The sequence below is a fragment of the Limnohabitans rimovensis (SeqCode) genome (genome assembly GCF_965234775.1).
Taxonomy (GTDB): Bacteria; Pseudomonadota; Gammaproteobacteria; order Burkholderiales; family Burkholderiaceae_C; genus Limnohabitans; species Limnohabitans rimovensis.
The window spans coordinates 284,071-296,956 of record NZ_OZ248562.1 but is presented as its reverse complement, the minus strand read 5'-3'; the positions used below and the strand labels follow the sequence as shown (position 1 = coordinate 296,956).

Genomic DNA, 12,886 nt, shown 5'->3' with positions numbered 1-12,886 from the left:
TCACCCCCCGCCATGAACACCGCCCAACTGCTGCTGCCCGACTTTGCACTCATCTTGTGCGGGTACTGGGTGTGCCGCTACACCGCCTTGAACCGCAGCGTGTGGGAGCCGGTGGAGCGCTTGGTGTATTACTTTCTTTTCCCTGTGTTGTTGTTCCATTCGATGGTGCGTACCCCACTGGATGTGGCGGCCACCTCGGGCCTGATGGCCGCTGGCGTGGCCCTGTGCGTGGTCGGCGTGGGCCTGTCCTACGGCCTGGCGCGCCTGCCGGGCATGGGTGAGGCCGATCGGCGCTTGCACGCGGGCAGCGCCCAAGTGGCGTTTCGCTTCAACTCCTTCATTGGCCTGGCCCTGGCCGAGCGCTTGGCCGGTGCCCAAGGGCTGCAATGGATCGCGGTGCTGATTGGGGTGTGCGTGCCCATTTTGAACATCGCTGCGGTGTGGCCGATGGTCGGTGGCGGTGGGCGGCAGTTTGCCAAAGAGTTGCTGCGCAACCCCTTGGTGGTGGCCACCGTGAGCGCCTTGGCGTTCAACCTGATGGGGGGTACTTTGCCCGACTGGCTGCTGCCCACCACGTCACGCATCGGCTCGGCCTCCATCGCTTTGGGCCTGATGGCCGCCGGGGCGGGCTTGCAGTTGAGTCAACTGGGCTTGGCACCGCGCTTGAGCGCTGGCGTGCTGCTGATCAAACACCTGCTCATGCCCGTGGCGGCTTGGGGCATCGTGCGCCTGGCCGCGCTGGACAACACCCAGGCCTTGGTGCTGATGGCTTTCTCCGGCCTGCCCACCGCCTCGAGCGCTTATGTGCTGGCCGCGCGCATGGGCCACAACGGACCCTTTGTCGCCGGTTTGGTCACCCTGTCCACGCTGCTGGGCATGGCCAGCTTGCCGTTTGCCCTTGGCCTGGCCGGCGCGCAGTGATCAACTTGGCCGAACCGTGACACGGGGCGGCAGCACGGCGCAAAGAACCAACCAAGTCGCTCAGCGGCCAGATGCCCATCAGCGCTCTTGCGCCCCCACCACTGACATCTTTTTACGCGGTCACGAACAGCGTTTTGTACTGCTCGCGCAGCAGGTTTTTTTGCACCTTGCCCATGGTGTTGCGCGGCAACTCGGCGACCACAAAGCACTGCTTGGGCACCTTGAAGTTGGCCAGGCTGGCCTTGAGGGCGGCCACCACCGTTTCTGGGGCCACGTGGGCACCGGGCTTGGCGATCACCACCGCCACGCCCACCTCGCCAAAGTCGGGGTGGGGCACGCCCACCAAAGCGCTTTCGGCCACGCCGGGCATCTCGTTGATGAAACTTTCCACCTCGGCCGGGTAGACGTTGTAGCCGCCGCTGATGATCAGGTCTTTGCTGCGCCCCACGATGCGAACATAACCGCGCGCGTCCACCGCGCCCACGTCACCGGTTTTGAAAAACCCATCGGCGGTGAACTCTTCGGCGGTTTTCTCGGGCATGCGCCAATAGGCCTTGAACACATTGGGCCCCTTGACCTGAATGCCCCCCACCTCGTCCACGCCCAGGGTGTGGCCGGCATCGTCTTGCACCCGCAAGCTCACCCCTGGCAGGGGAAAGCCCACCGTCGCGCCCCGGCGCTCGCTTTGCCCGCCATAACGCGCATCGGCGGCATAGGGGTTGGAGGTCAGCATGGCCGTCTCGCTCATGCCGTAGCGCTCCAAAATCGTGTGGCCGGTGCGGGTTTGCCAGTCTTTGAAGGTCTCGATCAGCAACGGGGCCGAACCGGCAATGAACAAGCGCATGCGCGCCACCGCCGCGCGCGTCAGCGTGGGCTCGGCCAGCATGCGCACATACAAGGTGGGCACGCCCATGAACACGCTGGCGCGGGCCATGTCGGCGATCACCCGCTTGGGGTCAAACTTGGCATGCCACAGCATGGGGCTGCCATTCAGCAGCGCCCCGTGCAAAGCCACAAACAGGCCATGCACATGGAAGATGGGCAAGGCATGGATCAGCACATCCCCCGGCACCCAACCCCAATAGTCCTTCAACATGCGGGCATTGCTGTACAGGTTGTCGTGGGTCAGCATGGCCCCTTTGCTGCGCCCGGTGGTGCCGCTGGTGTAGAGGATGGCGGCCAAATCGTCAGGCCCACAATGGGCAGGCGTGTGTTGGTCGCTGTGGTGCGCGGCGCGCTCGAGCAAGCTGCCGGTGCGGTCGTCGTTCAAGGTGAACACATGGCGCGTGCCGGCTTGAAACGCAATTTTGCTGACCCAACCAAAGTTTTTACCGGTGCACACCACCACAGCGGGTTCGGCATTGCCCACAAAGTAAGCCACCTCGGCGCTTTGGTACGCGGTGTTGAGCGGCAAAAACACATGGCCTGCGCGCAAGGTGGCCAAATACAACAACATGGCCTCGACCGACTTTTCCACCTGCACCGCCACCCGCGAGCGCGGGGGCAAATCCAAATCGGTGAGCAAATTGGCCAGCATGGCGCTGGCCCGCTCCAGGTCTTGCCAGCTGTAGTGCAGGCCGTTGTCGGTCTCCACCGCCGTGGCGGTTAAATCATGGGGAAACGCGGCGCGCAAGGCGACAAATAAATTGTGGTTCATGGTCGATCACAAAGAGCGGGGGCAGTGCCCCCAGCCAAGAAAGCCAACTCAGTCGAGCTTGGCCCCAGAATCCTTCACCACACCGGCCCAGCGCTTGATCTCGGCGGCAATGAAGGCACCAAATTGTGCCCCCGTGGTGTTGGGGTATTCGGCCCCATTGTTGGCCCAAGCGGTTTTGATCTCGGAGGAGGCGGAAATTTTTTGGCTCCAATCGATAAACCCGGCTTGCGCCTCGGCCGGTGTGCCCTTGGGCGCCCACATGCCGTACCAGGTGCTCACCGTGTAATCGGGCAGCCCCAACTCGGCCGCGCAGGGCACATCCGGAAAAGCCGCATTGCGCTTGGCACCGGCCACCATCAGCGCTTTGATGCGCCCACCCTTGATGTGCGCCGCCGACGAGCCCAGGCCGTCAAACATCATGTCCACATTGCCGGCCATCAGGTCTTGCAAAGCGGGCCCTGCGCCCCGGTAGGGAATGTGGGTGATGAAGGTCTTGGTTTGAATTTTGAACAACTCGCCCGCCAAATGGTGCGAGGTGCCGCCACCGGCCGAGCCGTAATTGAGCCGCCCCGGGTTTTGCCGCACTTGCGCCAAAAAAGCCTTGAAGTCGCCGGGCACGTTTTTCGGGTTCACCACCAGCACCTGCGGCACCGTGGCCATCAGCGCCAGGGGGATGAAGTCTTTTTCCAAATCGTAGTCGAGCTTGGGGTACATCGATGGCGCGATCGAGTGGTGCACTGCCCCCATGAACAAGGTGTAGCCATCGGGCACGGCCTTGGCCGCCACCCCCGCGCCCAAGGTGCCACCTGCGCCACCCCGGTTGTCAATCACCAGTTGCCGGCCCGTCATCTTGGCAAACTGCGCCGCAAAGGGGCGCGCAAAGGCGTCGGTGCCCCCGCCTGCGGGGAAGGGCACCACCACATTCAGCGGTTTGCTCGGCCACGCCGACTGGGCGTGCAGCCCCAAGTGGGTGCTGGCCAAAGCGCCAGCGCTCCATTGCAGCCACTGACGGCGATCAAGGTTTGATGTCATTCGTGTCTCCTGAGTGTTGTGGATGTGAACGGGGGTGAACATGGTGCGCCGTCACACGGGCGTCATTTTGCCTTTTTGTGCCCAGGCCCACAAAAGCGCGCCGCCCACCACCATCGGCACGCACAACCACTGGCCCATGCTCCAGCCCAACCACAGCAAACCCAGGTGCGCATCGGGTTCGCGGAAATACTCGGCCACAAAGCGAAAAGCGCCATAACCGATCAAAAACACACCCGACACCGCGCCCACGGGCCGGCTGCGGCGCGCGTAAAACCACAACACCACAAACAACAGCAAACCCTCGAGCAAAAACTGGTAGATCTGCGAGGGGTGGCGGGGCATGGCCACGCCGCTTTGCGGAAACACCATGGCCCAGGGCAAGCTGGCGTCAGCCGCCCGGCCCCACAACTCGCCATTGATGAAATTGCCCACCCGCCCTGCGGCCAAGCCGGTGGGCACACAGGGCGCAATGAAATCCGTCACCGCCAACCAGGGCAATTGCAAGCGCCGGGCAAACACCGCCATCGCCGCAATCACCCCCAGCATGCCGCCGTGAAAACTCATGCCGCCCTGCCACACAAACAACACCTCCAAAGGGTGCGCCGCGTAGTAAGCGGGTTTGTAAAACAAGCAATAGCCCAAGCGCCCACCCAAGATGACACCCACCACGCCGTAGAACAACAAATCGTCAATGGTTTGTGCGTTCCACACAGCGGGGCCGCGTTGCGCCGCGTCGGGGTGCGCCAAGCGCAAACGCGCCAAAAACACAAACAAAGCGAAAGCCGCCAAGTAGGTCAGGCCGTACCAGTGCACAGCCACCGGGCCAAGCTGCAAAGCCACGGGGTCGAATTGCGGGTGAATCAACATGGTTCTATTGTGCGACAGGCCGGATATCGGTAAAAACACGTATTTATGAGTACTAAATTAACAAAAAAACAACAAAATAACAAAAAATGAGCTATTTTTTAGTGAAAAAAGTTGTCAGCTGTGGCGAAAAATGAAACTAATCATTTAACATTCAAACGCAACGAAATGTAGCTCTTTAGTGCATATCGTTGAATTCCTTAACTTCACTTGTCATCGGAGATTTACACATGCGCAACACGTTCAATCGCAACAAAGCCAAACTCACCATCGCCGCCCTGGCCGCAGGCCTGGGCTTGCACTTGGCCTCACACGCCCAAGCGGCCAACGACGGGGGCACCTTGATCATCAACGGGCAAATCAGCGCTAGCACCTGTGTGCTGAGCTTCGGCGATGGCAGCACAGGCAGCACAGGCAATGGATCCAAAACCCTGAGTTTGGGCAACGTCACCACCGGAACTGCTGGCACCACGGACGGCGCCACCTTTGGCACAGCACAGTCGGTTGTGTTTAGCATTCAAACCACCGCTGGAACTGGTGCGACTTGCACATTGGGCGCTGGCAACACCTTATGGGATATCGGTATCAACCCGCAACTGCTGTCTGGGCAAGTTTCGTCTATTACCAACGGCGCCAACGCCGTGTTGCTCAGCAGTGGCACGTCAGGCATGGCGACCGGCGTGGGCGTGTTGATCAGAACATCCACAGGGCCCTCAGTCACCACCGGCACCACCAATCTCAATTTGTTAAGGGGCGCCTACCTCGGCAACACCTTGTTGTCTGGCTCCGACAGCTTCCCTGCTGTATTGCCTGCCAACAGAATTGCGCTGACCGCTCAGTTCGTCAAATTGGGCGGGACTCCCGCTACCGCTGGCGGCTTCTCAGCCACCTTGCCATTGAACGTTTGGTACCGCTGATCGTTTGAGTTGGGCATGTGTTACCCCAGGGCCTGTCGCCCTGGGGATGACACCCCAATCACTCCCCCCATTCAGTTCACCGTCTTTGATGAGCCATTTTGGATCTGATCGCATGCAGTTTTTGTCGATCCCAACCCTTTGGAAAACGGCCTTCGCCTGGGTGTTGCTTGGCGCGCTGGCCATTGGCCACGCCCAAGCCCCAGACCAAGGCACGCTGGTCTTGGCGGGAACCCTCACCAAACCCACTTGTGTGTTGAACTTTGGCGACGCCCTGTCCACCCTGAATGGGCGCAAAACCATGTCGTTTGGGTCCATATCTCCATCCAAAATTCCAACCGGCCAATTTCAGGGCTTCACGAATGTGGCCCCCAAACAAACGGTCATTCTTTCGGTCAAAAATGCCGATGGCAGCACTTGCGATGGCATTGGTACTGGCAAGTGGGATGTGGGCATATCGGTCACCGCTGCCAACGTTGTCACCGCATCTGGCGGAACCAAGGCACTTCAGTCGGACGGCGATAGGAGCGCGACACCCCAGTCCTTCACTTCTGACATCGGTATTGTTCTTCAGACCACCAAAAACGCGACTGAAGGCACCGCCAATGTTGTCTTGGATAACAAACCCTTTACCCCCACCGAAGGTACCGGCACATTCACATTGCTTTCAAGCCCCAACGCCAGTATCCCGGGTTTGGTGGCCACTGACACACTGGCATTGAGTGCCCAATTTTTGACACTCACCTCGGGCACCAGAACGCCAGGCGCCTATTCCGTGGCTATACCCCTGACGGTTTTTTACCAATGAAGCTGGCATGGTGTTTGGGTTCGGGCAGGTGTTGGGCTGGCTGGGCGCTGTGGCCATTTTTGGTCTTGGGCAACGCCTGGTCGCAAAGCCCCATCAGCACACAGGCGGGGTCGCTCAGGTTGTCTGGCCTGATCAAACAAGGCTCTTGCCAGTTGCCGCTGCGCATGGTGAGCAACCCCAACCCGTATGTGCTGAATTTGCCGCCCTTGCAAACCGTGCAGTTGATGAACAATGGTTTTGGCAACATCACCCCCCTGAACCTCAAGCTCAATGGTCCAGCGGGGTGCATGACGGTGTCGAGGCTGAACGCACAAATCGCCTTTGATGGGCCCTTGGCCGCCGTGGTGCCCAATGGCGGTTTGTTGCGCAATGTGGCCACCCTGCGCCCGGCGCAAAACGTGTATGTGCAACTGGGCTTGCTCAGCCCCAGCGGCTTGTTCACCCCCTTGGACTTGAACGACCCCCAAGCCCTGAACGCCGCCTTGAACGCCAAAACCAATGCCGATGGCTCCCCCCCTGGCGACGCTACGCTCAATTTGGGCGTGCGCTATGTGACAGCGCGCATCACTGGCGCTCAAGTGGCCAGCCTGATCAACCTGTGGCCAGGCACTGACGATGTGATGCCTGGCAATGTGTCGGTGCTTCTGCCCTTTGTGCTCAACCACAACTGATCAAGCCCATGTTGACGCGCCCAGCCCACAACATTGTCAAAATAAGTGACGAAGTGTGTCCGTCTGCACCTGTGCGCACGGGCCGAAAAAGCATTCAAAAGGCCACCAAAAGGCCACGTCATCTGGCCTGTCAAGCGCTAAAGTTTGATGCCCACCCCTGGCAGGTAATGCCAAAGCAAGTCTTGTTCTGCACCGCGTGTTTCGATTCAATGGTGATTCAACAGGCATTGGATGCCTGGGTCGACACAAGGACGGGTGGGCATGGATCGCCAATCAGCGAAACAACGGGGGCGCACATGGCTGGTGACAGCTGTGTTGGCCGCTGGCGTGGGTTGCGCACACGCCCAAAAGGGCGTGCTGGAAATCCACGGCGTGATCACCTCTCCGGGCTGTCAGCTGAGCCGGCATGCCTTGCAGCACATCGGCGAGCCCACCCGCTTGAGTGGCCAGGCCTGCGGCCTGAGCACCGGCGCGGGCAACCCCTTGTCGAGCGCAGCCATTGCCCAAGTGGCGCTCGAAACCCTCGCGCCTGCCCACAACGCACGCGGCCCCCACAGGCTGATGACGCTCAACTACCGCTGAGCCGCCACAGGCCTGGGGTGGTTGTTCGCGTTTGGGTTTTTGTTTGACCTTCACTTCACCCTCCCCATGATGTACACCTCCCTGCCCCCCTCCTCCCTGCCGTTTTTTCCCGCCCCCCTGGCACGCCTTTGGCGTTGGGGTGTGGCCGCTTTGGTGGGCTGCTGGGCCCTGGGCGCCGCACAGGCCAACATGGTTATCGACACCACGCGGGTGATTTACCCCGAGGCCCGGCGCGAGGTGTCGTTTCGGGTGACCAACACCTCCAAAGACCGGCCTGCCTTTGTGCAAATGTGGCTTGACGACGGCAACGCCAACGCCGCGCCCGAAGACGCCACCACCCCGTTTAACCTCACCCCGCCCATTGCCCGCCTCCAGGCCGACGGTTCGCAGGTGGTGCGCCTGGTCTATACCGGCGAGCCACTGCCCGCGGACCGCGAAAGCGTGTTTTACTTCAACATGTTGGAGGTGCCGCAAAAGTCGGCCGAAGAAAACAAAATCAGCTTTGCGGTGCGCACCCGCATCAAGGTGTTTTATCGGCCCAAGGCTTTGCGCGCCGACCCGTTGTCGCTGATGGGCAAAGTGTCTTGGCAGCTGGTCAAAGAAGGCGGCAATTGGGTGGCCCAGGGGTCCAACCCCACACCCTTTCACATGTCTTTTTTTGCCGTGATGCTGGGCCAAGCGGGCAAATTTGGCGGTCCCATCGATGGCGGCATGATTTCCCCCATGGGCAAAACCAGCGTCGTGCTGGGTGAGGTCGACAAAATGCCCGACCCCGCCAAAGCCTTCAACCAAATCAAGGTTGATTTTGTCAACGACTTTGGCGGCGCGACCACCATCGAGTTCCCGCTGTCTGGCAAGCCCTGAGCGGGCTCAACCCCTGGCAAATCCTGGTATCCATGCATACCACCTGTGGCGCAAGCATTGCACCCCAGCGGGCCAGCTTGGGCGGTGCCTTTGCCGGTGCTGTGCGCCCTGCACTGGCACCTGCACGGTGCCAGCACCAGGCCTTCCCCGGGGCCCGTTTCCTGTCTTGGGCGCTGGGTCTGTGCTTATGGTCAGCCCTGGCGCAGGCCAGCACCCCGACAGCCAACGCGGTCATGGCCATGCAATCGCGGGTAGAGCTGAGCGCGCATGCCAGCGCCGCGCAAGGGCCCTTGCTGCTGCGCTTGCAAGGCCAGGCCTTTCGCGGCCAGGTGGTCGAGCTGATGCAAAGCGGCCTGGTGTTTTTTGAGCAGCAATTGAGCGAAGGCCCCTTGCTGATCGACAAGGTGCAGCCCCTGAACCCCAGCTTGCCCGTCACCCTGCGCTTGCGCACCCCCAGCCAGCCCGACGAACAAGGCGAGCTGCGCTTGCAGCCCCAGGAAAAACTGGCCTTGTTGGCCAAGCGCCCGGAGCGGCTGACCCCAGAACCCGCCCCCGTGCCCACCCCACCCGCCCCGCCCCCCAAAGCCGCCGATGCTGATGGCGAGGACTTTGAATTTGACACCGACTTTTTGCGCGGCAAAGCCTTTCGCAACATGGACGCGGCCAGCGTCAACAAACTCGGCCGGGTGCGCGCCGGCGCGATTGACGTGGAGATTTACAGCAACGACAAGCCAATCACCAAGGCCAAGGTGTTGTTCACCGACCCACCCAAGGGGCGCGACGCCCGCCCCTGCTTGAGCCCCAGCCTGTTCAAAGAGTTGGACGTCAAGCCCGAGCACATCAGCCCCGAGGGCCAACAACTGCTGCAAGCCAAGCCCGCCAACCCAGCGGCCAATGCCCCCCTGAAAACCGCTGCGGCACCCAACCCAGCAACCGCCACAACCGCCACCCCCTCAGCCACCCACCCCGGCTGCCTGTACATCGAAGCTTGGCTGCCCGGTGCCACCGCCGCCTACGACGCCACCGAGCTGCGGGTGAGCTTGACCATCCCCCAAGCGTTTTTGACGCGTCGCAGCTTTAATTCGGTGCCCCCGGGCATGCTGACCCGGGGCGAAAACGCGGGCTTTGCCAACTACAACTTCAGCCACTACCAAAGCAGCGGCACCCAGTCGCAGTTTTTGGGCCTGAACTCGGGCGTCAACCTGCAAGGCTGGCAGGTGCGCCACACCAGCTACCTGAGCCAAAACAACAGCGAGGGCAACAGCACCCAGCAATATGTGGCGGGTGAAACCTTTGTCAACCGCCCCTTGATCGACTGGCAGGCCAACCTGGCCCTGGGCGAGATCAGCAGCTTCAGCCCCTTGATCGGGGGGGTGCCCCTGCGGGGCCTGCGCATGAGCTCTGAAGAAGGCTTGATGAGCGATGAAGACCGCGTCTTTCGCCCCAAGGTGAGTGGCGTGGCGCGCAGCAATGCCCGTGTTCGCGTGCTGCAAAACAATGTGGTGTTTTTTGAACAAACCGTGCCCCCCGGGCCGTTTGAGTTTGTCAACCTCAACCCGCCCGCGCCGCTGGGCGACTTGCAATTGCAAGTGACCGAGGCCGATGGCACCACCCAAAGCTTTTTGGTGCCCTACACCCGAGGTGCGGGCAAGCTCAAACCCGGCAGCTACCGCTACAGCCTGTCGGCGGGGAACTTGCGCAACAGCACCGGCGTGACCGACACCCCGGTGCTGCAAGCCTTCCTGCGCTATGGCCTGGAAAACTGGCCCACGCCGGGGCTGGAATGGGTGAACGCGCCCAACTACAACAACCTGGGCCTGCAAGCGGCTTTTTTACAGCCCTGGGGCACGGTCAACTTCAACCGCTTGCAATCGCAGTGGCAAAGCGCCAACTTTGGCACCAGCAACGGGCAAACCTATGGCGTCAGCTACTTTGCCCCACCCCTGGGGCCGGTGCAGGTGTATGCCAGCATGTCGCAGCAAAGCCTGGGTTATGTGGCCCCCCTCACCGCCTTGAGCGGCAGCGGCGCCGACCCCTACAACCCCTTGAGCCCCAAAAGCAGCCTCGCGCTGAACCTGTCGATGAACATGGGCCGCTGGGGCGGCCTGGGCCTGAGCGTGACCGAACAAAACACCTGGACCGGCAGCACCCAAACCCATCAATACGCCTTGTCTTACTCGGTGAGCGCCAAAAACGTGAACCTGTCGATCAGCATGAACCAGACCACCTACATCGACGGGCGCAAACCGGTGGACAGCATGAGCGTGTCGGCCTCGGTCCCGCTGGGTGTGGGCAAACTCAACAATAACGTGCGCCTGAGCCACTTCCAAACCGGCACCAACCAGCCCAGCCAAGCGCTGTCGGTGTCCGGCTACAGCCCCGAAGGCGGCTTCAACTACGGCCTGAGCCAGTCGCAAAACGGCAACAACAGCAGCACCAGCGCGTCGGTGGGCACCCAGCACCGTTATGGCAGTTTGGGGGCGTCGGTGTCGCAGTCCAACCCCGGGGGCAGCGAGCAAACCAGCCTGAGCGCCAGCGGTGGCCTGGTGGTGCACAGCGGCGGCATCACCTTGGCGCCCAGCCTGGGCACCACCTTTGCCATTGTTGAAGTGCCCCAAGGCAAAGGCGCGGGCGTGCTGGGCAGTGCGGCGCGGGTCAACAGCAGCGGCTATGCGGTGGTGCCGTTTTTGTCCGCTTACTACATGAACGACGTGCAAATCAGCCTGGAGGGCGCGCCCGACGAGCTGGAAGTGGACAACCCCAACCAAAAAGTCGCCCCGGTGGAGGGCTCCATCGTGCGCCTGACCTACAAAGCCACCACCGGCCGGCCGATTTTTATCGCCCTGCAAACCAGCACCGGGGTGCGCTTGCCCATTGGTGCCAGCGTGACCGACAGCCTGGGCAACGAGGTTGGCACCGTGGGCCAAGGCAGCCGCGCCATGGTGCGGGTGCAAAGCTTGAAAGACCGCCTCAAAGTGGTGTGGGGCGACGAACCCGGGGAAACCTGCTGGGTGGATTACGCCTTGGACGAAAAAACCACCGCCAATGCCAATGGGTTTACCCATTTGAAACTGCGCTGCGAGGTGACCGGCGCAGGCGGCCTGAGTGCGCTGAAAGATAAATAAGGGGATATTTATGGTTGCGAATGAAAAAACTCATTTTTTCCATCTGCTGAAAAAACTTTGGCAATGGGGTGCCATGGCTTGTTTGATCAACATGATGCATTATGGGGTTGCCATGGGGCAATGCGTACAGCCACCAACAGTTCTCCGTGTTTCAAATACCGCCCCCTTTGGCACAGTAGAGATAAAACGAACAAGTACAACAAATTCATCTGTTTACAAAACCGAGTTTAATGTCAATACCGCACCCTGCACAACCAGCAAAGATATATTCATGCAGTTTGGAACACCTACCTCACTCACATTGACAATTTCAAACAACATATTAACTGCAAGATATTCCCCCCTACTCGGCGGATCAAACTGTTTTAGTCTTGTAGGTTCAGTGGAATTTTTATTGGTTAACTGTAAAAACGCGATCGGCCAAACTCTTAATATCGGGACCTCCCTAAGAAGTGGTTTAGCTGCTACCATTACTATTGATGTGAATGCATTATGTGCATCTAAAACCGGCATTATTGCAATTGCCACTTCAGCAAATGAAGTTCGTCTCAATTCAAGTTGTCAAAGATACAAATTCACCTTCGAACTTTTTAGAAATACTGATGATCTGACTCTTCAATCTGGATCTAACATTAATTGCGCAACTCAGGTCGGCCCTTTCCCCTTTAGCTGCCTTACAGAAGCCACGATTAGCTATTCATCATTTCGCGCTCGCAGCGCAACTGCTACAAATTTATTTGTACTTTCTAATATTCTTTCCCCTCTCACTTTGAATTACGTCGGTACCTCCGCCACCTGTGCTGTCACCCTCCCACCGCTGGTCGTCATGCCTAAAATGACCCCGGACAAAGTCACTGCAACAAAAGCCGGCGAAGCCATTCCAGGCACCACCATCGACTTGCCCATCACGCTCAATTGCCAAAATGCGGATAACCAGGCCAAAGTTTTCACATGGACTTTCACCACGCCCTCTGCGGATGGTTTTTCAATTTTGAACGACCCCAGTTTAAATATCGCTGGCGGCGTATCTTCGGCAGGAATTTCTGCACAAATTTTTTCCACGGTTGATTTAACCGGTCGAGACAAGGTCAAATTCACAGAAAACCCGACCCTTGTTAAAAACAGCCGATCTTATATAGCGACCCCCACCTCAAACACCACCATCGTTCCCCACAAAGTCAGGCTCATTAGAAACAGCGAAACCACCAAGGAAGGCACATTTATTTCTAAAGCCACATTCACGGTGGAATATCAATAAGTGTCGTGGCGCCCATCTGACGCTGCAAACCGCCTCAAAGGGGTGTGGGGCGACGAACCCGGGGAAACCTGCTGGGTCGATTACGCCTTGGACGAAAAAACCACCGCCAATGCCAATGGGTTTACCCATTTGAAACTCAAGTGTGAGGTGGCCGGCGCAGGCGGCCTGAGTGCGCTGAAAGATAAATAAG

General features: G+C 59.7%; 12 protein-coding genes. 9 read left to right on the top strand and 3 right to left on the bottom strand.

Translation table 11 applies throughout. The features are described from left to right. Nucleotides 1-12 precede the first annotated feature (12 nt). The gene (locus tag AC8GFZ_RS01465) at nucleotides 13-921 is read left to right on the top strand and encodes an AEC family transporter (protein ID WP_506641628.1); all 909 of its coding nucleotides are present in this window, start codon (nucleotides 13-15) and stop codon (nucleotides 919-921) included. A 112-nt stretch (nucleotides 922-1,033) separates the two neighbouring features. Here AC8GFZ_RS01465 and AC8GFZ_RS01460 read toward each other — a convergent pair whose 3' ends face one another. The 3 genes from AC8GFZ_RS01460 to lgt are packed head-to-tail and all read right to left on the bottom strand — an operon-like array spanning nucleotide 1,034 to nucleotide 4,477. Then, nucleotides 1,034-2,578, bottom strand: a complete 1,545-nt coding sequence (locus tag AC8GFZ_RS01460) for a malonate--CoA ligase (RefSeq protein WP_506641626.1) — start codon at nucleotides 2,576-2,578, stop codon at nucleotides 1,034-1,036. A gap of 48 nt (nucleotides 2,579-2,626) precedes the next feature. Beyond that, nucleotides 2,627-3,610 carry a Bug family tripartite tricarboxylate transporter substrate binding protein gene (locus AC8GFZ_RS01455; protein WP_506641624.1) on the bottom strand — a complete coding sequence of 328 codons (984 nt, stop codon included), beginning with the start codon at nucleotides 3,608-3,610 and terminating at the stop codon, nucleotides 2,627-2,629. Nucleotides 3,611-3,661: 51 nt separating this feature from the next. Beyond that, nucleotides 3,662-4,477: a prolipoprotein diacylglyceryl transferase gene (gene lgt, locus AC8GFZ_RS01450; RefSeq protein ID WP_506641622.1), complete on the bottom strand. Its 816-nt coding sequence runs from the start codon at nucleotides 4,475-4,477 to the stop codon at nucleotides 3,662-3,664. Between the two features lie 227 nt (nucleotides 4,478-4,704). Here lgt and AC8GFZ_RS01445 point away from each other — a divergent pair, with 227 nt between their 5' ends. From AC8GFZ_RS01445 to AC8GFZ_RS01410, 8 genes are all read left to right on the top strand, one after another. Next, a complete protein-coding gene (locus AC8GFZ_RS01445; RefSeq protein ID WP_506641620.1) occupies nucleotides 4,705-5,391 on the top strand; it encodes a fimbrial protein in 687 nt (228 codons plus the stop codon). 112 nt (nucleotides 5,392-5,503) lie between these two features. Continuing rightward, nucleotides 5,504-6,196, top strand: coding sequence for a fimbrial protein (locus tag AC8GFZ_RS01440; protein WP_506641617.1), 693 nt, complete (start codon nucleotides 5,504-5,506; stop codon nucleotides 6,194-6,196). After that, nucleotides 6,193-6,867, top strand: a complete 675-nt coding sequence (locus AC8GFZ_RS01435) for a fimbrial protein (protein WP_506641615.1) — start codon at nucleotides 6,193-6,195, stop codon at nucleotides 6,865-6,867. The genes AC8GFZ_RS01440 and AC8GFZ_RS01435 overlap by 4 nt, the downstream gene beginning before the upstream one ends. Before the next feature lie 261 nt (nucleotides 6,868-7,128). Next, nucleotides 7,129-7,449 carry a hypothetical protein gene (locus AC8GFZ_RS01430; RefSeq protein ID WP_506641613.1) on the top strand — a complete coding sequence of 107 codons (321 nt, stop codon included), beginning with the start codon at nucleotides 7,129-7,131 and terminating at the stop codon, nucleotides 7,447-7,449. Nucleotides 7,450-7,515: 66 nt separating this feature from the next. After that, on the top strand, nucleotides 7,516-8,313 hold the full coding sequence (locus AC8GFZ_RS01425) for a fimbrial biogenesis chaperone (RefSeq protein WP_506641611.1): 798 nt from the start codon (nucleotides 7,516-7,518) through the stop codon (nucleotides 8,311-8,313). A gap of 32 nt (nucleotides 8,314-8,345) precedes the next feature. Beyond that, nucleotides 8,346-11,438, top strand: coding sequence for a fimbria/pilus outer membrane usher protein (locus AC8GFZ_RS01420; protein ID WP_506641609.1), 3,093 nt, complete (start codon nucleotides 8,346-8,348; stop codon nucleotides 11,436-11,438). Nucleotides 11,439-11,448: 10 nt separating this feature from the next. Further along, nucleotides 11,449-12,696, top strand: a complete 1,248-nt coding sequence (locus tag AC8GFZ_RS01415; protein ID WP_506641607.1) for a fimbrial protein — start codon at nucleotides 11,449-11,451, stop codon at nucleotides 12,694-12,696. Beyond that, the gene (locus AC8GFZ_RS01410) at nucleotides 12,697-12,885 is read left to right on the top strand and encodes a hypothetical protein (RefSeq protein ID WP_506641605.1); all 189 of its coding nucleotides are present in this window, start codon (nucleotides 12,697-12,699) and stop codon (nucleotides 12,883-12,885) included. It begins immediately after the preceding gene. Nucleotide 12,886 lies beyond the last annotated feature (1 nt).